The following is a 24,289-nucleotide window of genomic DNA, read 5'->3' on the forward strand; positions in this document are numbered from 1 at the left end:
CTCCATTTTAACTAGGGGAATTGCCAATGCCTGCCAATGTTTTAGAAGACCGAGATTACACAATTATTATTGCCAGAAGCGCTGCCAGCAGAGACCCTCACCATCCTTGGTACGAGGAGTGGGTAGAAGCACAGGCATCTCTGATCGACTTAGCAAAAAAATGTCAGGAATTTGACAGCGACGGCATCACCCTTTACGAAGCTTCTACTCCTATGTGGAAGTATAAAAATTCAAATGTTGCCCGGTTAGCTGAAATTTTGCAGCGACAAAATACGGAACAGGATTCAGCCAACCCGACTGTAACTAATTTGGAAGAAGCTCTGAAATCAACTTTTAGCGATTATTTCGCAAGCCAACCAAATCCCAAAGGAAAGAAAGGAGCCATAATTGTTGCAGTTTTAGATCAAAAACCAGAAAATGCCGCTGCTGTCGCCGAAATAATTGTAAGTGCGGCAAATAAAATAGATAAAGATGAAGAAATTGGGGTGAGCTTTATCCAAATTGGCGACGATTTGAAAACCAGGGAATTTTTGACTGACCTGGATACCAATTTACAGGGTAGAGGTGCAAGGTTTGACATTGTAGATACCAAGTTTTGGCACGAAATTAAAAGAAGTTCTGTAGTTCAGTTTCTCATAGGTGCAATAAATGACTAACACTTTGACTCCTAGAGTCGGATCTAATGCTAAACCACGCGACGTGCAGTTTATCCCGATCGCACTCGATACTTTTATTGTGAGATCGCGCACTTGGGATAGACTCAAATTTGAAGTCGAATATTCGCTGCAAAAGGGGACGACAGCCAATAGCTATATTATTCAAGCTGACAAAACTGCCTTGTTCGACCCGCCTGGGGAATCTTTTACAGAAAATTACCTGGAATTTTTGCAGCAACGGGTGGACTTGACCAAGCTGGATTACATAATTTTGGGGCATTTCAATGCTAACAGGTCAGTAACAATTAAAGCTCTGTTAGAATTAGCTCCTGAAGTAGCTTTGGTTTGCACGAATCCCGCCGCAATTGGTTTGCGCGCCGCTTTTCCCGATCGAGAATTAAACATTTTGATCGTTCGGGGAGAAGAAACTCTCAACTTAGGAAAAGGTCACGCCTTAAAATTCATCGCGACTCCGACTCCTCGCTGGCCTGATGAACTTTGCACCTACGATCCGCAAACTCGAATCGTGTTCACTGACAAACTATTTGGAGCTCACGTTTGCGGCGACCAAGTATTCGATGAAGGGTGGAGCGTTTACAGCGAAGATCGGCGCTATTATTACGATTCCCTGCACGCATCTCAGGCAAAACAAGTGCTGGCAGCAATGGATAAATTCGCCGATTTACCAGCAGCATTTTATGCTCCCGGTCACGGCCCGATCGTCCGTTACGGCCTTAATGAACTCAGCAATTTGTATCGGGAATGGAGCCAGCAACAAAATTCAAAAGACTTGACAGTTGCTTTGATTTATGCTTCGGCTTACGGAAATACGGCTACTTTAGCGCAGGCGATCGCCAAAGGAATTACGAAAGCCGGCGTTGCGGTGGAAACTATCAACTGCGAATTTGCCGAACCGGGAGAAATTAAAGAGGCGATCGAAAAATGCGCGGGATTTATCATCGGAACTCCCACGCTAGCAGGACACGCTCCGACGCAAATTCAAACTGCTTTAGGAATAGTTTTATCTACCGCAACTAAGAGCAAATTAGCCGGGGTTTTCGGTTCTTTTGGCTGGAGTGGAGAGGCGATCGACTTAGTAGAAAACAAGCTGAAAGATGCCGGCTATCGAATTGGATTTGAGCCGATTCGAGCCAAATTTAAGCCGACGGCGGCGACGATTCACGAGTGCAAAGAAGCGGGAACGGATTTTGCTCAAGCTTTGATTCGATCGCAAAAATTGCGGGCACCGAAACCGCAGTTAGCAGCGGGGAGCGATCGCACTGAACAAGCCGTAGGGAGACTCGTTGGTTCGCTGTGCGTACTCTCGGCGAAGCGGGGGGATGTCACCAGTGCGATGCTGGCTTCGTGGGTGTCGCAAGCAACGTTTAATCCCCCTGGCGTGACGATTGCGGTGGCGAAAGATCGATCGATCGAAGCTTTGATGTACGCCGGAGATAAATTTGTACTCAATATCTTAGCAGAAGGGCGACAGTTGCGGAAGTATTTCATGAAAAACTTTGCTCCGGGAGAAGACAGATTTGCCGGAGTCGAAACAATGGAAGCTAGCAACGGCTGTCCGGTTTTGACTGAGGCTCTAGCTTATCTGGAATGCGAAGTGATAAGTCGGATGGAATGCGGCGATCACTGGGTAGTTTATGCGGCGGTTGAAAACGGTCATTTGCTGAAAAATGACGGCGTGACAGCGGTGCATTACCGGAAATCTGGGAGTCATTATTAAGGGGAAGTAATCTTGATAAATCCTCGCTTTTCCCCCAGTCCGCCGGGGGTTTAAACCTCTGCCGGACTGGGGGAAAGCGCGTGTTTAATGATATAAAACTCCCTTACTTTTCTTTTATTTCCTGTTCCGGCCACAGATAAATAGCGCCAGAAATCAAAGTTAAAGCCACAGAAACCCAAAAAGCAATTAATGCGGGAAAATTCCACGCTTCAGACAAAGGAGCAATTAAAAGTGCGATCGCCACAATCTGACTCACCGTCTTCAACTTCCCCCAAATATTAGCTCCCGAAATCGTAGTTTTATTAACACGCCACCCCGCAATTGTCAACTCCCGACCCAAAATCAAAAACACTCCCCAAGCCGGGACTCGACCCAACTCAATCAACACTAAAAGCGGCGCGAGAACCAACAATTTATCCACCAAAGGATCGAGAAACTTACCCAAATCGGTAATTTGATTCAACTTCCTAGCCAAATAGCCGTCCAGCCAATCAGTAGCTGCAGCTACCACAAAAATTGCGGTGCAAATCCAGCGGCTTTGCCCGCTTGGGTCGTACAAACCGTAGAGCAGAAAAGGCACTCCCAGCAAGCGAGAAAAAGTAATCAAATTAGGCAAATTCATAATAGATAAGACGAAGGCCAACTGGAAAATTAAACAAAGGTATGTAGTTGTGCTCGATTCGCTCTTAGGATCGTCAATTAAATAATTTCCCTTTTTTCTTGTGGGATGGGCGTCCCGCCCGTCCTTTCTGGGCGGGCGGGACGCCCATCCCACAAGAGTCATGAAAAGTGGATTTTATTTAATTCTCATCCCTTAGCTTTGGAAAGAGCGCCCCAGCGCAACTACATACATAAAATTTAACTCTATTTGTGACAGTTGGGCTTAATCCTAATAGAAAGAAGTTCGGCAACGAAACAGTGTCAGGGATTTAACGGATGTAACAGATATCAGGAAGAACTCAGAAGTCGATCGCGCAATTCATTAACTGTCGATCCAGTTCGATGATATAATCTCTGCCGTAAGATAGATTTTCTAATCCTTGTACCAGATTTTCTGGCAGGTCTTGGGCAATTTCACTGCTACAAGAACCAGCAGCTAAAGCAATAGTTGCTACTGTATCGACATCTCCCGAAAAGGCTATGCAATCTTGAAGCAGTTTGCTCATACTATCATTTCGCATGACCGCAGTAATAGCTGCTCTAACACAGACCAAACCTTTAGCGCTGACTTGTCCTTGCCAAGGTATCGACCACTCACCAGCGACGTGCTTTTCTAGAAAATTTCCCAAATTCTTCTTTAAACCTAGCTGATAAATAAAGTAATGAGACATCAAAGCAGCCGCTATAGCTGCATTAATGCCATCGGGAGTGTTGTGAGTAATTGCAGCTTGAATGGTAGCATTTTCGATGACTTTTTCAACCGTCGGAAAAATGCCAATAGGGCCTGCTCGCATCGCCGATCCGCTTTTATCGCTAGCGGAGTGAATTTTTTCTAAGAATTCTTTTCCGTCTTGAACTTGTAGCAAAAAATTGTAAAATTTGCCAGCATAACCCAATCGCCGATCGCGCCCAAAAGCTGCAACAAATTTGCTGGCTAAAAGTTCCGGTGTCCAAGGTTCTCGGCTGACGATCGCTTCTGCGACGGCTAAACTCATCTGCGTATCGTCTGTGTAACATCCAGGCCCGATGTCGTGACGGGGATGCTTGATGTAGCCGTTGAGATTGTTGTACAATTCGATCGTCTGCTGGTCAACAAATTCAAAACCCGCACCGTAAGCGTCACCAATAGCTAATTCTATTAACATATATTTAATCTGTTTCCTACTATTTCATCCCGTGTTTTTTCCTAAATTTTAAAATCCAAAAACAACCCAAAACAGCAAGTCTATTAACACGCACCGTTTTTACTCAAGACTACCCAAATTGTTTTGCAAATCAGAGTGATGTCGTAGACAACAGACCACTTACCCTGATAGTCGAGATCCATGCGGACAATCTCGTCAAAGTCTTTAACTCTAGACCGTCCGTTGACTTGCCACTCCCCAGTCAGACCGGGTTTGACATTTAAACGCTGCCAGTGGAACTCGTCATAGGCAGCAACCTCATCGGGAGTTGGCGGTCGAGTTCCCACTAAACTCATGTCGCCGACTAACACATTCCAGAATTGAGGCAACTCGTCCAAACTCGTGCTCCGCAAAAAGCGGCCGACGCGGGTAATTCGCGGGTCATTTTCATTCTTAAAAATGTGACCCTGGGCTTGGTTGCTAACTAAATGTTTGAGATTTTCTGCACCGACAACCATCGATCGAAATTTCCATATTCTGAAATGTCGCCCTTTAAAGCTGCAGCGGACTTGACTGTAAAGCAGCGGGCCCGGATTGTCCAACAGCATCGCCACTGCCACCGGCACCGCCACCACTGCTGCAATTGCCAGTCCCAGCAGCGAGCCCAAAATATCGATCGACCGTTTTACCTTGCTCGTTACCGATCTGTGATGCTGTTGTTTTGATACACATACTTTATAAGTAGATTCTTGAAAAAATAAGGACAGCATTTCTAATAATGATGATTTCGACGAGGCATCCATCGGAAGTTTCATATGATTTCTCTCAACTTTAACGATCTCTTACGTCCATCTTATTAGCCATCCCAAATCTGCAGAACCTGAAATACTCAGCTTTGCACAATCTTTAAAAAGCAATCACACTTTTATAAAGTTTCTATGTATTTTTTATAAAAACGTATAAAGTTTATGTAAACTTACGTAAATTTACAGAAAAAAGTTAGTCCTGGACGCAAAAAAACCTGGTTTCGACTAGCACTCTTCCCGGAAGACAGGGAGGATTCTACTGAGAAACCGGGTTTTTTGCCGTTTAGCGATAAATATCGGTGCGAACATCCCAAGCAAGTGTTAGCGGCTCTAACAATTTTTGCTGGCTGCTAGAGGCGAGTTTGCCTAAATATTCGCGAACAACAGAGGCGTGTTCGAGATTCAACCGATAACCCCGCGAAACATCTTCAAAGAAAAGCGGCTCGGCCAAAATTGCTTCCCAATCAGGATTTTGCCTCGACTCCTCGGCCAGCAGCATGAAATCTTCCTCCGCAGGCACAAGTCCCGGCGGCAAATTTCCTTCCAAAATCCCCAAAATCCGGGGTTCGCAGGTGCGGGTATTCACGCCTTGGCCCTCCAACAACTGCAAAATTTCCTGAAAGCTGAGAGTTTCCCCGCCCAAAACCTGCATTAATTCCCACAGCAGAAAAAAGTCGCTGTACTGCTGCTGCGACACATCCAAAATTTGAGGATAGAGAGGCAAACTCGCTAAGCCGCAGGCAACTCGACCCATTTTTTGGGAAAAATTTGTACTTTGAGATACAGAATTTAATGCAGAATTGTGAATCTCAAAAATATCTCGATCGCCCTCCAATTCCCGATCTTGAACCACGATCGCATTCGGCAACTTCTGCCGCAACCAGCGGGCGATCGCAGCCCAACCACCCATACCCCCCGCACAAATCGCCTGATTAATCCCCGCCGGCGACATTCCCGCGCGGCTGAGCAAAGCATTCAATTCACGGTTCAACTGCTGCACAAAAGGCACCAAAACCAGACTTTCCAAATCTTTGCGCTTCACATCCCAATGCTGCTGACCAATATCCAAAGCAAAACTTTTTTGATGTTGCAAAATAACTTTTATTTGCCTTGCTGCTTCTAACAATTGCAGCCCAAAAGCAGAACCTTGTAACCGCTGCTGCAATTGATAGCGGCTCGGCAAATCTGGATGCCCCGGACGTGGCAAATCGATCGACATTCCCCAAGTTTCATTTTTAGCCAACAACTGACAGATAATATCCTGATCGAAAGCATCGCCAGCAAAACCAAAACTCTGGCAAGTAAAATCAGCACGAGTTAAATCTTGAAGATTGGACGGCAACTCAACTAAAGCTAATTCCACCGTCGCCGCCCCCGCATTCAAAATCAAAGTTCCCCCGCTAAAAGACGAAGCATTGACAGTCAGCGGTGCAGCTTCTTCACCGCCCTTAGCAGCATCCACGGCCGACGACTCGGCTTCCATGCCATTTTTCACAGGAGTTACAGCAGCAAGCAAAGTGGCGATCGCATCTTCCACCACAAAAATTTGCGAACCAGAAGCCACCAGAGACGCGCCCAAAACCGCCTCCCGCAGATTAAACATATAAACATCCGACCAGCCGGCCGGAGTCCCCAAAATTACACCCTGCAAGTCTAAAAGCGCCGCATCGAGAGTTTCTGGCGTCAGTCCCGAAGCCCTACAGATTAAATTAGAAACTGGCAATCCTGCAAACATCGCCCTCGGTGCAGAATCCAAAACTTCCCCCGATCCGTCAAGTTTTTGTCCCCGCAAACTCGGATTCAAAGTAGCCAGCAGTGCCCGCACACCTTGCAGCGGCAAGGCGATCGAAAAAGCCTGCAAGGGCGACCACTGCAACAGCGGTTCGTACATCCCAGCAGCCTCCCGCTGATAAGGAATGCCCACCTTTAAAGGCAATTTAAAATTTTCCAGTAAAAATTCTCCTGCAGCCAAAGCCTGGGGTCGGAATCCCACCGACTTGACTGTCACCTCTGACCCCGGGCTTCCTGGCGCTGTTTGGGCCAGCACCGCAGCCGAGGGAATCCGACAACTGGCGTCTGGTGCCCGAGCCTCAGCCTGCGATGCTTCCCAGTAAATCGGGTGCAACTGGCCGCTGGTGCGATCGAGCAAAGCCGCAGACAGGCCGCTGGAGGCGAAATCAATGCCCAAATACCAGCTAGAATTTCGGCCTTCTGGGGATGGGGCGATCGCATCTGCTGCAGAATGCCCAGCCGCCTCTTGCTGCTGTGTTTCGGCAAACTCGCTAAAATCGGTTTTCCCCTCAACAACTCCTGCTTTACTCTCTGTCGAAATTAGGTTTTTTTTTTGACTTTCTGGAGGACTCGATCGCAGTTCGTTAGTTTCGGCAGTTTCTGGAGGGGGAGAATCAGTCAAAGGTCGATCGGTCTCGGTCAAACTAGCCAAAATCTCGTCTAGCGTCAAGTTCGATTCGTCTTCCTCCGCCAACAAATCATCCTCAAGTTCGTTTTCCAAAACAAAGGGTTCATCATCCGAGGAGAGTTCCAACACATCGGAGAACAAATCCTCCAGCGTGCCGAGTTCTTCCTCTGCCACCTCTGCAAAGGGATTTTTTGCACTTCCTTCGGGGGAACTCCCCAATAAATCCAAGCTGGTAGCGGCTGAGGAAGTCGATCGCCGGGAGCTAGTATTTTCCAATCCCTCCAGATTGTAGAGGTCTGCCTCCAGCAGTTCCAGAGTATTGTTGTCCAAATTGAGAGCTCGATCGAGGTCATCTTCTAATGCCTCGACCGGCAGCAAATCCTCCTCCGGCGAAGCTTGGATGTACCCATCATCGAGCCTCTGCGACGGAGTGCCGGACTCGCCTTTTTGAATTTCACCGATACTCGACAAACCGGGCGCGGCACTGGGGCGGTTCGGGCTAATTTCTGCAGGCGTTCTCAACGGCAAAGCTGCTGATTGAGGGACTGTAGCGCCGAACTCCTCGCCTCGGTTTTGAGCCGTTTCTAGATTTTCTCGATCGTCCGTGTCAATTTGCACCTCAGCGGTTGAGGCTGGTGCTTCTGAAACTTCAGCTACTGCTGCCGCTTGCGGTTCAAATAAATCTGCACTATCTAAAGTTAGAGAATCTACAGAATTACCCCTTACAAAGTCTGAATCTTCATCTACTAAAAGCTCTTCCAAAGATTCGCCTTCATCCAGCAGATTTACAAACAAATCTTCGGTCATTTTTTGCGATTCGGCAGTTTCCCGATCCGCCCCTCGATCTTCTACACCTTCACTTGTGACCTCAATTGCAGTATTCTCTACCGGGAAACTTTCGATTTGTAATTCTACTTCAGGAACCGCTTCTCCCGCGAACAAACTTGCATACAAATCCTCAATCTCTTCGTCTGTTTCTGTTAACCTATTTTCCGATTCACCGCCCGGAAACCGAGGTGCATTTCGAGATATTTCGGGTGTAGAACCGAATAAATTATCTGCCAACTCCGGGAGCAAAATTGGGGCTTGAATGCGGTCGCGTTCGCGCCTCAACCGTCCGTATTGCGGAGAAATTTCTGTACCGGCGTAGGGAAATCTGTCTTGTTCTCCGAATTCGCCGGTGCGAATTTCCTGCACCGAGTCTCCAGTCAGAGTCTCTGCGGCTGAGTGCTCGATCGCCGTATTGGAAAGGGCGGGAGCGGCATCCGATCGATCGGCTGCGCTTGGGGTGGCGGTTTCGAGATTATTTGCTAAATCGATCGGCTGTTGAACGTAGGAAGATGCTTCTCGCCCCAACTGTGCGGCCAAGTGGTTGACAAAAGCTGCGAACATCGCCTCGCTCTGCTGGCTCAAACCGTACATATTTTCGAGTTCTTGTCTCAAAGAAGCTTGATAGCTTTGCAGATTTGCTTGCAAAGCCTCGAACACGATAGCCATCCTAGAATCTAGACTCATCAGCAGACTGTCAGCATGAGATTGGAACAGTTGCATTTGCTCCAACCTCTGAGCCGGCGTCAGCAGCGGGTGTTCTTCTGAGGTTTGTCGGTTAAGTGTTACGTCAACAGCCGATTGTTCATCAGGCGCACTGCCCAAAGAGTAGGGTGCTGAGATGCTTTGCAGTAACTGATTTTCTAGCGAACTTAGAATTTGGGAGAAATCGCTAGTCAAGGTTTCTTCCAAGCGGGCAGTCAGTACCTGCAAGAATTCAGCAATAATTTGCTGTTGGTTGGCTTGTTGCTGAGCTAGGGATTGTTGCTGCTGCCGTTTTGCTTCTAGCTGTTTGATTTCTTGAATTAGAGCTTGCTGCTCTTGCCGCAGAGCTTCTATGTCTTCTTGGAGCGGCCCTGTCAGGCTTGAACGCAGGTGGCTGATTTCTCCGGTTACGGCAAGCATGATTTGCTCTGCGGCTGAGGGGCCAGGGGCTGCCAGAGGCACTTTGGGCACTGGAACTGGTTGCGGGCGGACATTTGGGCGGGCGGGGGCTTTTGGGGCCGTTAGCTTTGAGTCTGAGGAAACCAGATAAGCGCGAACTCGCTCTAAAAGTTGGCGCTGGTGGACAGTATCGATCGAACCCGTCCAAGGCAAGCGGGGTGCGGGCTTGCTGAGTACCTCGTCTATCTCAGCAATCAGTGCTTGAATTTTGTACTTCTGAGAATTCAAGGGCGGAACCTCTGGGAATGCGGCTTGGGAGAAACTTTACCGAAAAAAGACTGAAGTCAGGCGGCAGCGATGCCTATAGATAGAATAATCTGAATGCGAGTCTGTCAATAATTCACTAATATTTTCTGACAACTGTTAATTAACGTTTTGTCTTCGCATAACTTCTATTGCCTATGATAGGTTAGCCGGTACTTCCGCACCAAATCCCCGCTGCTATCAATTGCAAGTGCTCTGAAATTCTGTGGCTCAGGGGCGAGTTTCCCAACCCGGAGGCTGATTCCTGCTAGGAATAGCTGCCATCGGCACGAACTTTTGCCTTCACCCCCTGGAACGGCGGGCCGCACACTGTCACCGCGAGTTTCGTTAGCATGGGAGCGCGCCACGCTCTCTCGATCTTTCACCGACTTGGAAAAAACCTCAAACAATTTGCGATTTGGGATACCGAGATTCGGGATTGTCCCCGTATACTGGGTTTGAGTAACCCTTTATCATAGCCTTTTCTCTGTATTCATGGCTAGATACTAATGGTACAATAATCTTGGGGTAGCAGAAAAGTTTGCTGGGAAGTGGGTGGGTTTCGCTCGCGAAGAGCGCCAGTCTTTAGGCTCGCAATGGCTGTGGATTTTGCCGATCGTGCTGACATTTGCCAGGTTCTAGCCAATTGCTCGGATTGGGGATCTGTCTGCAGTGCTTGCAGGCTTTTGCTCGTGGATTCTGCCTTCTCGACAGCACGGCAGTGACAAGAAATCTCTCAGCAGTGTTAAGCTTGTCTTCGCGAAGTGCTTTCAAAGGTAATTCGATCGGCTCAGTCGTTTGCCACATTGCTAAAATTTTGTTAATAAAATTTGCTCGGTGGTATATATCTAAAAAATTATGGTATATTCTTAAGTTTCTAGCTCCCAATCAGAGCTTGAGGCTATTAATTACCATATTGAGCCTTTGACCGCCAAACTTTAGAGGTAAAATTGCCGATTTTAGATCCTTGTTTCTCAAATCTTGAATCTCAAATCGAATGACTCGGCTGCAAGCTATTTCTAACTGCCCAGCGCAGCTCAAGCGCATAAATTAAAATGATGGCCTCATGGAAGACCGCTTTAACACCCGAGATCCGAATTCTAATATAAATCAATTGATAGTTTCTACTCCTTTTTTTGCAGGATTACCCGATCCTGTAATCGAGAGAGCAACTGTCCACATCGTTACCCGCAGTCATCCGTCAAATCAAGTGATTTTACTCGAAAATGACTGGGGAACATCAGTGTATTTTATATTGGATGGTTGGGTGAAAATTCGCACCTACAACCTAGACGGAAAAGAAGTAACACTGAATATTTTGGGGAAAGGAGAATTATTCGGGGAAATGGCCGCGATCGAAGAAGCACCGCGATCGACAGATGTGATTACCCTAGCCCCGACACTGATCGGCAATATGCCATCTCAGGATTTTGTGCAGCTCATTCATACCGAGCCGCTAGCAGGGATTCGGCTAGCTCAACTGATGGCCCGCCGCCTGAGACAAGTCAACCGCCGCCTGCGTTTGCGAGAGTCGGACAGTACCTCGCGAGTAGCAGATATTCTATTATTTTTGGCCGAGGGGCAAGGCAAAAAAATCATGGAAACAGGAGGTACAGAAATTCCCAACCTGCCACACAGAGAATTGAGCAGCCTCAGCGGGCTGGCTCGGGAAACAGTAACGCGAGTGCTGAGCAAGCTGGAAAAAAAAGGAACTATTCAGCGCGAACGTGACGTTTTGTGCATTCCCGACTTGCACGCCTTAGAGCGTCTGTTAGTCTAGAAGTATCAGAGTTTGCTTTTATTGAATCTAATTCCAAAGCACTCTCTGTTAACTAACTGATATTAATGATTTCCCGCAGGAGGTAAAGCTGTGAGTTTTAAGAAAATTTTCGCCGCCTTAGATGATTCTGAACTCGGCCACCGCGTCTTCACTCAAGCTTTAGAATTAGCTCTGAGCGATCGGGCCGAGGTGATGCTATTTAACTGCGTTACTGTCAACTCGCTGGGCGAGACGGCAGTGCCAATTCCGGTAGATTTGGGCATGAATGTCGAGTTAATGGATCAAGCTTATCAAGCTCAACGTTTGCGGCTGGAAAGGGAGGTAAAACACGCTTCGGGTTTGCTGAAAAATTACTGCGACGCTGCAGCAAACAAAGGATTGCAGGTGGAATTTGACTGCAAAATGGAGGGCGATCCGGGGCATTGTATCTGTGAATCCGCCGAAAATTGGGGCGCAGATTTAATAGTGTTGGGGAGGCGCGGCCGCACGGGGTTCACAGAGGCTTTTCTCGGCAGCGTCAGCAATTATGTCGTTCACCACGCATCTTGTTCGGTTTTGGTAATCCAGGAAGTCAAAATCGAAAAATAATGCTGCTGAAAATTCTGGCTGAGAAAATCCATCTCAAATAAGACTTGCGTTCCTACCGAAACCCGGTTTCTGCGAGCAATATTAAATTTGGCGGCGAGGCATCCAAACAGTGAAACCGGGAATCAGCCTTATGGGGCGCAAGTCCCGTAAAATCTAAAATCTAAAATCTAAAATCGGAAAATCGGAAAACCGGGTTTGGGCCGTATCGGGCGCAAGTCCCGTAAAATCTAAAATCTAAAATCGGAAAATCGGGAATCAGCCGTATCGGGCGCAAGTCCCGTAAAATCTAAAATCTAAAATCTAAAATCGGAAAATCGGGAATCAGCCGTATCGGGCGCAAGTCCCGTAAAATCTAAAATCTAAAATCTAAAATCTAAAATCGGATGAGTGATTTTTTGTCAGCAGATGCTGCGTCTAATTCGGGTAGTTCACCCAGTACAAATAACGAGCCGCAAACCGCCGATATTTCAGCAATGGCTGGCGATCGTACAAATCCCGATCCGGAGAAGCGCGCCTCTGGGGAAGCGCCTTTAAGGCTTGTAGAAACGGCTTTTTTGGCAAGTACCGCGAGCTTAATTTGGCTGGTAAATTATTACTTTCCGCTGGGGCCTTTGCTGCGGGTTTTTTTCCCGATACCCATCGCCCTAGTTTACTTGCGCTGGGGCAACCGAGCAGCTTGGATGGCAGCTTTGGTATCGGGTTTGCTGCTGTCGGTACTGATGGGCCCGACGCGGAGCATTTTATACGTGATGCCTTTTGGAATTATGGGAGTTGCGCTGGGAGGACTTTGGAGGCGCAAAGCGAGTTGGTCACTCTCTATTAGTGTGGGCGCTTTCATTGGTACTGTAGGCTTCTTTTTTCGGTTTTGGCTGCTGTCAGCGTTGGTGGGTCAAGATCTATGGGTTTACGTAACGGCCCAGGTAACAGAGATGGTGGAATGGGTGTTTGTGAAGCTGGGCTGGCTTAATGTACCGAGTTTGAACACAATTGGGGCGATCGCCGCCGGGATGATTTTGGTTAACAATATTGTCTATTTATTTGTAGTGCATTTAGTAGCTTTGCTGCTATTAGATCGTTTGGGAAATCCAATTCCGCGGCCGCCAAGCTGGGTGCAAGTTTTGATCGATTATGAAGAGTAGTTATTGGCCCGCGCAGGGCATGGGCCCGCGCAGGGCATGGGGCATGGGCCCGCGCAGGGCATTGCTAATTGCTACTAATAACTAATGACTAATGACTAATAGATATCTCCTGAAAAGCAAGTCTTGAACAGGCAGGATGCCTGTTCCACAATAATTATTGGAGAGGTCTAATGACTAATGACTGCTAACTAATGACTGCTAACTAATGACTAATGACTAATGACTAATGACTAATTTATGATTGGTATTTATACAAAAATCGAACAGGGCCAGCGGTGGATCGATCGCTATCGGGGACGAAAACCGATATTTGCCTGCGTGTTAGGATTTACCGCTACAGGCTTAATTCCGGGGATTTCAGCAGCAGGAGCAACCCCGCACGATCGACAATTTACTTGTTTGGCCGATGCAGAATTTTTGTATAACGGCCCCCAAGCATCGCCCCAATATCCTTTGCCGCCCCTAGAAGCGGGTGCCTCGCCGGTACTGATATCTCGCGCTGTAGTCGAAGCTTTGGAACTTCCGCTTTACCTATTTAATGCTGGTTTGCCCCTCCCACCTCCCGTACCTGCAATTGATTTGGGCGGCACTGCAGCAAAGTGTCTGATTTCTGGGAATGCTTTAGAACTCGAAACAGTCAAACATTTGCTCGAACAAGGATTAATTTGGGGAGCTAAATTGGCCGCTCAAACTAATGGCAGCTATTTAATTTTAGGGGAGTGCGTAGTTGGGGGAACGACTACTGCTTTGGGCGTGTTAATGGGTTTGGGTATTGCAGCGGCGGGCAAAGTTAATAGTTCTCATCCTCGCTGCAATCACGCTCAAAAATTGGCTGCGGTGACAGCGGGACTCAATCATGCTGAGTGGGAAATTGGCGGACAAAACAGCACTCCCCTGGAATTGGTGGCGGCGGTGGGCGATCCGATGCAAATAGCGGTGGCGGCAATGGCGATCGCCGCGAGTCGGACTTGCGGGGTACTCCTGGCTGGGGGCACGCAAATGCTGGCAGTGTACGCTTTGATGCAAGCCTTAGCCCGTGAATATGCTCTGGTATGGCGTCCCGAACAAGTTGCGGTGGGGACTACGCGCTGGGTAGCCGAAGACCCTACAGGAGACACTGTAGGACTTGCCAATGAGATCGGCGGTGTGCCTCTGTTGGCGGCGCAGCTAAGTTTTGCTGGATCTCGCTACGGGCAACTGCAAGCTTACGATCGCGGCTATGTTAAGGAAGGTGTCGGTGCGGGTGCGTGTGCGATCGCCAGTGGCTTGGCTGCAAATTGGACTCCTCCTCAACTCCTTCAAGCTGTTGAAGCTTTAGCACGGCGCAGGTGTGAAATTAAACATTAGACACTCTTGGAGGCAAAAAAACCAAACCGGTTTTTACTGAAAATATTGAGGTTTTGCAGCGACGAATACACTCGCAAACCGGGTTTTTAGTTTTTTGTGCGTCCAGGAATGTTAGGAATTAAATATTAAAAATTCAGATGCGCCGATCTAGCTGCGAACATGGTTTTCCGGCTCACCCAGCTTAGTTTTGGCTGAATAATTATATCACTTCCTGTAGCATTTCTGCTCTCAGATTTACAGAATTTCCTACATAATATCTGGCTTTGATGCAGTATTCCCCTGCTAATTGCGGGAGATAAAAAACTCTATGCAATGAATCTATAAGTAGACGAGCATAAATCAACGCAACTTGTATTTTTTTAAATTACTGCCCGATCCCCGCTAGCAATATTCTAGCAATATTTAATTAGGCCCGCCTAGATGTTGCGAGTGCATTCTTTTGGAGAGCAACTGTTCTTCCAAGGCGGCAATTCGATTGTAAGCTGCTGTTAGCTGAGCTGTTAAGCGCTGGATTTGAATGTCTGCGCTCAGCTCTTTTTCCATGCTTTGAGAATTCTTGTCGAAGTAGCTGTCATCTAACAGTATATCCTTGTGTTCGAGGAGGCCGTCGAGACTGCTGTAGGTTTGATAGGGCGAGATTTGGTCGTTTCCTAGGGTTCCAGAGCGATCGTTTCTCTGTTGCTGGGTCAGCTTCGTCTCCTTGGCAGACTCCAAGAGCTTTTCATTGAGGTTTTCTATGAGTTTGTAGAGGGCCTCGACTTTGTGGGTCAATTGTGTAACTTGCTGGCGGAGCGCTTCCATAAAATCATCCTTTGGATCGTAACTTATATCTTTAGATATAAGGTAAATCTTTACATAACTTGGATTTATCACTAAATTATTTAATTTTTGACGTAATTGTTGTGTTTCCAATCCTGACGGTAGATTTAGGGAGCGAGCTTGAAGATAATCGGTCGTCATTAGTGAGTCGATTGTTGATTGTAGATTTTAGATTTTACATAGTCTTGGACACAGCCACCGGGTTGCTTAACCCCCATACTTCGTTCAAACCTTCAATCAGAGTTAAAACGTCGGGTTTCTGAGAGTCGGATCGCAGAGCGTCCTATTAGATTGACTTCGCTCTCGCCAGTGCTTTCAGGATTCAGATGAATGGATTTTTAGTTTTTTTAGTTATTAAGCTGTCCCCGATTTAAAAAGGATTTTTCACTTCGGTTGTGTAAAAAGCGTCATCCAACTGCAGATGGCAGCGCTCTCGTTGTTTCGTTATATTAAAAAATGTAACACAGATGCAGTCGATCGACCCGGCTGGCGAGCAAAACTGGCTCAAAGGAACTTGGAGCCGAGAAATTAGGCGTTAAGCTGACGGAGTTTTCGGCATCGGAAAGCTCGATCGACAAGGTAGAAGGTAAAATCAGGGCAAGAGCAAAACAGACTCACAGCGCAGCAGAACCGAGTACAATGGCTCTGTGTTTGAAAAAGAAATAAGACAAATCGGCGCCAACTACCGGACTCGACAAACGATTATTTCCCCGGCTGCAGAACACAAAACGATCGGTCAATATTTAGAAAAGCGGATTGACAGGTGAAACGAAGGTCTTTGCTATTGGGGGCCGCCACCCTAACTTTAAGTCAATTGGCGGCAGGGTGCGGCTCGAAGCCCATTCTCAAAATTCGATCGCTCAAAAACGGTATTCCGGCCCAACTGGTAAGCAAATTTAGCCGCGATGTACAACCGTCTCCGCTTTTGCAGGTAACGCAAGAACCGCAATTAAAAGAATTATTCGCCCTATTGCAGGAGTGGAAACGGGTTCCCAAATCAAAAAATCAAGCTGACTTGGTGATGTTGGGAGATTACTGGCTGACTTTGGCAATTAGGCAAAAATTGATTCAGCCGATCGATCCTGCTAAGTTTGCTAATTGGTCACAATTGCCCGAAAGATGGCAAAAACTCGTCAGGCGCAACGATGAGGGTAAATTAGATCCTCAAGGTAAAGTGTGGGCTGCACCTTACCGCTGGGGAAGTACGGTAATTGCCTATCGAACCGACAAATTTAAGGCTTTGGGGTGGACTCCGACAGATTGGAAAGATTTGTGGCGATCTGAATTGCGCGATCGAATTTCTTTGCCAGACAGTGCCAGAGAAGTTATCGGTTTAACATTAAAAAAGCTAGGGAAATCTTACAATACGCAGCAATTAGATCGAGTCCCAAATCTTAAAAAAGAACTCGCCAATCTGCACCGACAAGTTAAATTTTATAGTTCTGACGCTTACCTGCAACCATTAATTTTAGGCGATACTTGGTTGGCCGTAGGTTCCTCTGGCGACTTGCTGCCGCTGCTGCAAACTCAAAAGGATATTGCTTTAGTAATTCCGGTTTCGGGAACTGCACTTTGGACAGATTTGTGGGTAGAACCAGCATCAGGGAATCCAGTTTCTTTAGTTGATAAATGGATTGATTTTTGTTTGCAGCCTCGGATTGCTCCTCAATTATCTTTGCTGGCTAAGGCTAGTTCGCCGATAATTGTCGGCATGAAACCGGAGGATTTGCCGGAAGCTGTTCGCACTAATTCTGTGTTGTTGCCGGATGCTAAGATTCTTGCTGCTAGCGACTTTCTGCTGCCGTTTGGGGATGCGGGGATTGCCCAATATCGATCGCTCTGGCAAGAAACTAGGCAAGTAGTGAAAAGTTAAATTACAGTGAGGTACATAGCTCTTGTAGGGACACGGTGTCGCGCCTTTGGGAGTGTCAACTTAAGTTCGTTAGTCATCCCGCGAGTCCGCCAGGGGTTGAAACCCCTGTCTAATAGCTAAAGTCCTCTCAAAGAGGACTGAAGAACTCATTATAGCAATCCTCGCATCATTTGTGAATTTCTTACTCCCTCCCCGATGCCTTGGGGAGGGTTGGGGTGGGGTAAAAATTTTACAACTCCTGCAAGAATTGCTATATATCATTTCCGGTAACACTCCTTATGATGTTGAGTGTTGACAGTGAACAGTGAACAGTGAACAGTGAACAGTGAACAGTGAACTTGAATTTACTATTCCGATGCTAACGGATTTGATATTAGTCGTCTTCAGACGACTTTAGCTTTGAGGCAGGGGTTTCAACCCTTGCCGGACTATGGGTTTGACCTGCTTGTTGACACTCCCAAAGGCACGGCCCCGTGTCCTAGCTCTTGTAGGGACACTAATCTAAAATCTTTTCACCCTTCCTCGGAGGCCCGGATTTGAGAGAGATTCTAAATCAATGCGACAACTAAGCCGATCGCCCTTGCACGAATAAACTGCCAAAGCTGTGCCTTGACGGTTGCAAACTCGCACATTGTAACCGTATTCGCTGGCGACAGTGCCGAAGCGGTTGACAAACTGATAGCGTTCCATATAATCGAGCAAACTCCAAAGCTGGCGGTTGACGATGATAATTACCCAAGTATTGCCGGGATCGACAAACCAGCGATCGAGCAATTTTCCGCCAAACTGTTTTTGAGCTAACCACAGACTCGGCACGCTTTTTTCGGTTTGCGAAAGCGGGGGCGACGGTAAATTAGCAGCGTTGCCTGTCGGGCAAGCCGGCTGCTGGGAAAATGCCGCAGATTGTCCCCACAGCAAGGCTCCGAAGCACGCACAACAGGCGATCGGGAACAAAAATAAACTTTTTGTCCAAATGCAATTCTTGCGGGTATCAACATCGTATTTCATAATTATTGTTTGATTTCTTATATATTTCCCGTAGGGGCGGGTTTTACCAACCATTTATGTCTGAAACTCGCCATCTCGAAAACCCGCCCCCCCACAGCATATCGCCTACATAAACCTTACATTTTATTATCTGCAAAAGATGTACATTGCGATTTTGTGTTGTGTGGGGGCGGGTTGATCGGATTGTTTTTTTTGCTTTTATTGTTGGTAAAACCCGCCCCTACAGTCATGTTAAAATTTCGATCGCTTAAACAATGAAGCAGGCAGACAAACAGTAAAAGTAGAACCGCAATCTAACTCGCTAGTAACTTCAATATCGCCGCCCATCATCTGACAAAAACGCTGGCTGATAGTCAGTCCCAAACCCGTACCGCCGTACTTGCGAGTAGTTGAATTGTCAGCTTGAGTAAAAGGTTGGAACAGTCGCTCTTGCTGTTCTTGTGTCATGCCGATGCCCGTGTCGGTCACTCGGAAAATTAAAAAGTCTGCATCCAAAATTAACATTTGAGCAACTTTCGGTTGATATTTATTTTTTAATTCTTCACTGGTAATTCTTTCGACAGTAAGCACGATCGTCCCATTTGCCGAAAATTTAGCAGCATTGCTGAGCAAATTCAGCATTACCTGCTGCACTTTCATCAAATCGCCGTGCATCGCGCCGATATTGTCAGAACTCAATACTTGCAAAGTATTGCCGTTTTTATCCATTAGCGGTTTGATGGTTGTTGCCACCTCCTCGATTAAGCCTCCAACATCGAAGCTTTCGAGGTAAATCTCCATCTTGTCAGCTTCAATTTTGGAAATGTCTAGAATGTCGTCAATTAGGCGCAGCAAGTGTTTGCCAGCAGTGCGAATTTTGTCTAAATCCGAGACTACCTGTAAGTTGCCTAACTCTTCGGCATCTTCCGCTAGCATATCGCTGTAGCCGATAATCGCGTTGAGGGGAGTGCGTAACTCGTGGCTCATGTTTGCCAGAAAAGCACTCTTGGCGCGGTTGGCGAGTTCTGCTGCTTCTTTGGCCAACTGCCACGCTTCCTCCGCGTCTTTGCGTTCGGTGATATCCCGCAGTGTCGCCACCACCGCTTCGACGCTGCCGTCTGTCGCACAAACCGGGCTGAGAATGTACTCGTAGTCGCGGGTTCCCCAGTTTGCCGTGGGGACAATTACTTCGCCTTTCACGGGCTCGGCTGTGGCAAATATGCCGTGGCATTCTTGGTGAACCCGCTGCATAATTGTTGGCGACCAGCCTAATTCCTGCCAGGTTTTGCCAATCATTTCTCTGGGGTTCATGCCGGCGGCTTGAGCGGCGGTGCGGCTGACATAGGTGTATTTTCCCGATCGATCTATTAGAAAAATTAGGTCAAGAGAAGCGCCGAGAATGCCGTCAACAGTTCTGGCGTGTCGGGCTACCTGAGCCGTCATTTGTCTGACTGTGATGGCGCCGCGGAGTGCGATTCGTTCAGTCGAAACCGAGAAATTGGGGGATGACTGGCTTCTACAGGGTAATCCATGAGGATTGAGTTCGCACTTTAATCCCTTGTAGATGACAACTTCATAACCTTGCAGGTGAGCGTTAGTATCCTAGAAAACGATAAGTCCTGCCCCTCAGACGTAGAGGTGAAAGCATATCTCCCACTGTAGAGACTAGCCATCAATCGGTGAAGCGGAGATAAAAGCGGAAAGAGCCACTAGCCTAAAAGTGGTATCCCGTGAGCAAGTTCCTACGGATAGCAAATGCGAAGTCACTGCCTGAATCACCGTTACGGCGAACCAGCGAAATAAGGCTTTATGCGCTGGTAGTCCCAAAAGGGCATTAGTACAGGGTGGTATGAGAATTTTGCCCGACATACCTACGTTACCCAAAAACTCGGTGAAGAGGTGACATCCTAACGGAACAGACCAATGGTTATGAGGAACGAAGTAACCCACCTGATTACTCTCGAAGAGGTCGAATACTTCGAGCAGTCAGCTAAGACGAAACATCTGGACTTCCAGGTAACAGGTGGTAGAGATTGAGTCAAAAGCCAACGCCTCACTGCAATGGTGAGGATATGCTAACGGACTTACGGTAATACGGATGGTATAGCTACAAGTAGCAATGAATATGTTATGAACACGGTAGAAAAACCGATGTATGAATGGAACGATATCAACTGGCGAAAGCTAGAGCGTAACGTTTTTAAATTGCAAAAGCGGATATATCAAGCGTCTAATCGTGGTGATGTCAAGCTAGTACGCAGACTCCAGAAACTGTTGATAAGTTCTTGGGCAGCAAAAGCATTATCGGTTCGTCGGGTAACACAAGATAATCAAGGAAAGAAGACGGCAGGCGTGGACGGTGTTAAATCGCTGACCCCAAAGCAACGTCTCGCACTGATAGATAAAATATCATTGGGTTCAAAGGTTAAGCCAACACGCCGAGTTTGGATACCCAAACCAGGGACAGATGAGGAAAGACCGTTAGGCATACCGACAATGGAAGACCGAGCCTTGCAAGCGTTAGTCAAACTGGTGTTAGAACCAGAATGGGAAGCGCGATTTGAACCTAACTCATACGGGTTCAGACCAGGACGCTCGTGCCACGATGCAATAGGAGCAATATTCAGTGCGGTAAGTCAGAAATCAAAATATGTGCTGGATGCCGATATCAGTAAATGCTTCGACCGCATTAACCATGATGTACTTCTCTCAAAATTAAATACCTATCCTACCCTACGGAGACAAATCCGGGCTTGGTTAAAAGCTGGTGTTATGGATGGAAACAAGCTGTTCCCAACTGATGAAGGGACACCACAGGGCGGGGTGATTTCACCTCTACTTGCCAATGTCGCCTTACATGGGATTGAGGAATTGATTATGGGTTTAGCCCCAAAATTCGAGATGAGAGACTCTCGTGGTCATACTTATGGATTACGAGACAAAATCAAATCGATTTCACTGATACGATATGCGGACGATTTCGTAGTTCTCCATGAGGATGTAGAAGTTGTGAAGCTGTGTAAGGTTGAGATAGAGAAGTGGTTAAGTGACATTGGGTTAGAATTAAAGCCGAGTAAAACAAGATTAGCCCACACCCTGAATAAACTAGATGATGAAAAACCTGGATTTAACTTTCTAGGATTCAACATCAGGCAGTTTCCAGTAGGAAAACACAACTCAAGTAAGGGAACTAGAGGCACTTTATTGGGCTTTAAAACTATTATCAGCCCTAGCAAGGAAAGTCAGAAAAGGCACTACAGAAAAGTTGCGGAAGTAATAAATAAATCGCGTGGGTTAAACCAAGCGACTTTAATAAAAAATCTCAATCCTATCATTAGGGGTTGGTGTAACTACTTCTCAACAGTCGTCAGCAAGAAAATATTTGATAGGCTGTGGCACTTAGTGGTTTGGAAGCTTCTCAAATGGGGTCGCCATCGTCATAGGAACAAGGGCAGAGGATGGACACGCCTTAAATACTTCAAAACCGTAGAAGGCAATAACTGGGTGTTCGCAACCGGAGAGGGTAACAATCCTCTAAAGCTCATACAACATAGTTCCACTGAAATAAAGCGCTATGTAAAAGTAAAAGGGATGGCATCACCCTATGACGGTGACTGGATATATTGGAGTTCAAGAATGGGAGTACACCCAGAAATACCCGTAAGAGTAGCCAAACTACTCAAGCGACAAAAAGGGAAATGCGCTCACTGCGATAACTACTTCAAAGATGGAGATTCGATAGAGGTTGACCACATCGCCCCCAAATCGAAAGGTGGAAAGGAATCGTATGATAATTGGCAGCTACTCCATCGACATTGCCACGACACAAAGACTGCCAATGATGGCAGTCTTGGTAACAAATCTAGCTGCAAAAGTGCTAAACCTAAGCCACCAGTGGAACCAAGCCTTTGGGCTTGGGAAAACGATATGTTGGTAATGACGTACTGATGACAACAGCCGTTTTATTGAGGAGCGGAATGATGGGAAACTATCACGTTCCGTTTTGGAGAGCAGTGGAGGAGGCGACTCCTTCACTGACTTTAATCTCTGGCTGCGAGTTCAAACCGCAAGAGTTCGTTGGCTTGTTTGAGGAATAGAGTGCGCTGTTCGACTTCTATTTCTAGTTCTGCTTTGGCTTTTTCTAGAGTGAGTTCGGCAAGTTTGCGATCGCTCACGTCTGTAGAAATTGTACCGACTGCATAAGCTTTACCTTCGGAGTTGCAGAGGGGAAATTTCAGAGAAATATAAGTGTGCGGGCCGTCGTCTTGAGGGATGATTTCTTCGATGGTTAGGGGCGAGGAGGATTCGAGAACTTTTAGGTCGTTTTCTCGCAGGGCTGCTGCTTTATCTTCGGGAAAAATATCGGCGTCGGTTTTCCCTGTTATTTGCTCTTTGGCGATGTCGAACAAATTGTCAAAATGGCGGTTGGTGAGCAGGTATTTTCCATCAACATCTTTGATGTAAATCACTGCTGTTGAGTTGTCTAAAATTGCTTGCAGCAGTGCTTCGCTCTTTCGCAGGGCTTTTTGAGTGTTTTGGCGATCGAGTATTTCTGGCTGCAATTCCCAGTTGAGGCGATTTAAGTCTTGCCAAGCTTCCTGGACTAGATTTAAGGCGATCGCGCTTTTTTCTAGTTCTGTATTTGCCTGCCGCGACTGGTTTGAGACGGAGTTTGCGGGCAATGCTAGGGGTTGGAAAGCGAGCGGGATGTGGGGATTTGCGATGGGGCCATCGCCCGCAGTTTTTTTATATCGAAAATCCACCGCTAATTTACCGTTTAAACTCGATTTTTTGGGAAATAGATCGGGGAATTCGCCGAAATTTAAATTGTCATAAATTAGATCCAAATTCCGGGAACGCTGCGGCGGTTCGGCGCTGGAATTAGAGGGCCAATTCCCGTCTGCTGTTGATAAATTTGAGTTAGCGGGTTTGGCAATCCGGCGGGCGACTGCAACTCCCAAGGCTAAGGGGACAAGGGCAGCCGCAGACATTGCCAGCAGCAGCCAGTTGTTGCCCCACCAAGTTGCGATCGAGGTTTTGGGGATGCCCCGCACTAAAATTACTGCGGGTTTTCCGGCTAAATTGCCAAGGGATTTGGCAGCTACTGTATAAGCCTGATTCCCTATTTTTATTTGCTGAGCAACTGGTTTCCCATCGGCGGCGCGTGCAGAGATCAGTAGCGATCTGTCCATCCACTGTAAGTCGGGCAACCGTTGATTTTTCATAACACTTTTTCCACTTACCAAGACATATTTGCCCTCATTAAGCGGTGCATAAATAGCGTCAAATCCGACGAATGAATTGACTATTTCGCTACTGGCAACGATCGGGATTTGGCTCAAATTTCTTCCTATAAATAAAGCACCAATAACAGTCTGATTTTTGGGATTTTTTACGGGTATTTCTGAGTAATTCACAAGAATACGTTCGCTCAATCCCGGTTGCAAAGTTGGCAATTGTTTCTGATTTTCAGATTTAGCCATAATTTTGCTGGCCGTAATTGGCTCTTTTTTTGCTAATACTTGATAGGCTAGGTTGCGAGGATTAAAACTTTTTCCCTCTTGATTGAGATTAACGCTAACAATTATCTTCCCATCTTTCCCCACTAAAGCTGCACTGTGTATTGCTCCTGTTTTGACTTGATTTTCTAGAATTTTCTTGACAGATTTTTGCAAAGATGATATTTTATTTCCGCTGTTGTAAGCTAAGGTTGTTTGGGCGATCGTTTGGCTGTCAGAGGAGTTTTGCAAACGGTCGGCGGCGCGATCGAGTTGGAGATTGTAGTTAATTTCACTAAGGCTCAGTTCGGATTTAGCTTGATTTTGCAGTTCGTTGCTTCCAACTGCCGATGTTAGCCAAAGTGCTGTTCCCGTTAGTCCGACTGGCAAGATTGTTTGTAACGCCAGCAGTCCAATTAACTGTTTTCTGGTAACGGACAAGTTGTAAGTGGACGGCTTGAAAGCTGTTTTAAATCTTTCGGAAGTCGCAACTTCATTTGGCTGCAGACAATTTGGCTTGCTGTCGTTTAACTGAGTTTGAGCCATAGTAGTAGATGCGGGATCGGTTGTAGATGACAGGCGATCAATTAATCTCGAAGGCAATCAATCAATTTTAGATT

Annotated in this window: 16 protein-coding genes and 1 pseudogene; 9 read left to right on the plus strand and 8 right to left on the minus strand. The window is 46.8% G+C overall.

Going from position 1 to position 24,289, the window contains the following annotated elements:
* Positions 1-26 precede the first annotated feature (26 nt).
* Together OSC7112_RS14785 and OSC7112_RS14790 are read left to right on the plus strand one after the other, a co-directional pair.
* On the plus strand, positions 27-656 hold the full coding sequence (locus OSC7112_RS14785; protein ID WP_015176656.1) for a vWA domain-containing protein: 630 nt from the start codon (positions 27-29) through the stop codon (positions 654-656).
* Positions 649-2,394 carry a diflavin flavoprotein gene (locus tag OSC7112_RS14790; protein ID WP_015176657.1) on the plus strand — a complete coding sequence of 582 codons (1,746 nt, stop codon included), beginning with the start codon at positions 649-651 and terminating at the stop codon, positions 2,392-2,394. Before OSC7112_RS14785 ends, OSC7112_RS14790 begins: the two co-directional genes overlap by 8 nt.
* 103 nt (positions 2,395-2,497) lie before the next feature.
* Here the strand turns inward: OSC7112_RS14790 and pgsA are convergent, their stop codons facing one another.
* The 4 genes from pgsA to OSC7112_RS14810 all read right to left on the minus strand — a co-directional run bounded on the left by pgsA (position 2,498) and on the right by OSC7112_RS14810 (position 9,623).
* A complete protein-coding gene (pgsA, locus tag OSC7112_RS14795) occupies positions 2,498-3,016 on the minus strand; it encodes a CDP-diacylglycerol--glycerol-3-phosphate 3-phosphatidyltransferase (RefSeq protein ID WP_041623146.1) in 519 nt (172 codons plus the stop codon).
* A gap of 337 nt (positions 3,017-3,353) precedes the next feature.
* Positions 3,354-4,199, minus strand: a complete 846-nt coding sequence (locus OSC7112_RS14800) for an ADP-ribosylglycohydrolase family protein (RefSeq protein ID WP_015176659.1) — start codon at positions 4,197-4,199, stop codon at positions 3,354-3,356.
* 83 nt (positions 4,200-4,282) lie between these two features.
* Positions 4,283-4,993 carry a sugar transferase gene (locus OSC7112_RS14805; RefSeq protein WP_015176660.1) on the minus strand — a complete coding sequence of 237 codons (711 nt, stop codon included), beginning with the start codon at positions 4,991-4,993 and terminating at the stop codon, positions 4,283-4,285.
* A gap of 274 nt (positions 4,994-5,267) precedes the next feature.
* On the minus strand, positions 5,268-9,623 hold the full coding sequence (locus OSC7112_RS14810) for an acetate and sugar kinases/Hsc70/actin family protein (protein WP_015176661.1): 4,356 nt from the start codon (positions 9,621-9,623) through the stop codon (positions 5,268-5,270).
* Positions 9,624-10,704: 1,081 nt separating this feature from the next.
* Between OSC7112_RS14810 and OSC7112_RS14820 the strand changes: the two genes are divergently transcribed.
* From OSC7112_RS14820 to cobT, 4 genes are all read left to right on the plus strand, one after another.
* On the plus strand, positions 10,705-11,418 hold the full coding sequence (locus OSC7112_RS14820; protein ID WP_015176662.1) for a Crp/Fnr family transcriptional regulator: 714 nt from the start codon (positions 10,705-10,707) through the stop codon (positions 11,416-11,418).
* Positions 11,419-11,508: 90 nt separating this feature from the next.
* Complete coding sequence (locus tag OSC7112_RS14825; RefSeq protein ID WP_015176663.1) at positions 11,509-12,006, plus strand: universal stress protein; 498 nt, start codon at positions 11,509-11,511, stop codon at positions 12,004-12,006.
* Positions 12,007-12,389: 383 nt separating this feature from the next.
* Entirely contained in the window at positions 12,390-13,145 is a 756-nt protein-coding gene (locus OSC7112_RS14830; RefSeq protein ID WP_015176664.1) for a DUF2232 domain-containing protein, read from the plus strand.
* Positions 13,146-13,382: 237 nt separating this feature from the next.
* Positions 13,383-14,492, plus strand: coding sequence for a nicotinate mononucleotide-dependent phosphoribosyltransferase CobT (cobT, locus tag OSC7112_RS14835; RefSeq protein ID WP_015176665.1), 1,110 nt, complete (start codon positions 13,383-13,385; stop codon positions 14,490-14,492).
* A gap of 402 nt (positions 14,493-14,894) precedes the next feature.
* Here the strand turns inward: cobT and OSC7112_RS14840 are convergent, their stop codons facing one another.
* Positions 14,895-15,452: a hypothetical protein gene (locus OSC7112_RS14840; protein ID WP_015176666.1), complete on the minus strand. Its 558-nt coding sequence runs from the start codon at positions 15,450-15,452 to the stop codon at positions 14,895-14,897.
* 497 nt (positions 15,453-15,949) lie between these two features.
* Between OSC7112_RS14840 and OSC7112_RS42380 the strand changes: the two are divergent.
* Positions 15,950-16,078 (plus strand): annotated as a pseudogene (locus OSC7112_RS42380) (phycobiliprotein lyase); the annotation flags it as partial.
* On the plus strand, positions 16,075-17,184 hold the full coding sequence (locus OSC7112_RS14845) for an extracellular solute-binding protein (RefSeq protein WP_015176667.1): 1,110 nt from the start codon (positions 16,075-16,077) through the stop codon (positions 17,182-17,184). The pseudogene OSC7112_RS42380 and the gene OSC7112_RS14845, both read left to right, overlap by 4 nt.
* Before the next feature lie 501 nt (positions 17,185-17,685).
* Here OSC7112_RS14845 and OSC7112_RS14850 read toward each other — a convergent pair.
* Positions 17,686-18,192 (minus strand): hypothetical protein, encoded by a 507-nt coding sequence (locus tag OSC7112_RS14850; protein ID WP_015176668.1) that lies wholly within the window; start codon positions 18,190-18,192, stop codon positions 17,686-17,688.
* Positions 18,193-18,423: 231 nt separating this feature from the next.
* Positions 18,424-19,614 carry a PAS domain-containing sensor histidine kinase gene (locus OSC7112_RS14855; RefSeq protein WP_015176669.1) on the minus strand — a complete coding sequence of 397 codons (1,191 nt, stop codon included), beginning with the start codon at positions 19,612-19,614 and terminating at the stop codon, positions 18,424-18,426.
* 687 nt (positions 19,615-20,301) lie between these two features.
* On the opposite strand from OSC7112_RS14855, the gene ltrA reads away from it, so the two are divergent.
* Positions 20,302-22,119 (plus strand): group II intron reverse transcriptase/maturase, encoded by a 1,818-nt coding sequence (gene ltrA, locus OSC7112_RS14860; RefSeq protein ID WP_015174099.1) that lies wholly within the window; start codon positions 20,302-20,304, stop codon positions 22,117-22,119.
* 92 nt (positions 22,120-22,211) lie between these two features.
* Here ltrA and OSC7112_RS14865 read toward each other — a convergent pair whose 3' ends face one another.
* The gene (locus OSC7112_RS14865; RefSeq protein WP_015176670.1) at positions 22,212-24,215 is read right to left on the minus strand and encodes a PAS domain-containing protein; all 2,004 of its coding nucleotides are present in this window, start codon (positions 24,213-24,215) and stop codon (positions 22,212-22,214) included.
* Between the last annotated feature and the right edge of the window lie 74 nt (positions 24,216-24,289).

It is taken from the genome of Oscillatoria nigro-viridis PCC 7112, assembly GCF_000317475.1.
Lineage (GTDB): Bacteria > Cyanobacteriota > Cyanobacteriia > Cyanobacteriales > Microcoleaceae > Microcoleus > Microcoleus nigroviridis.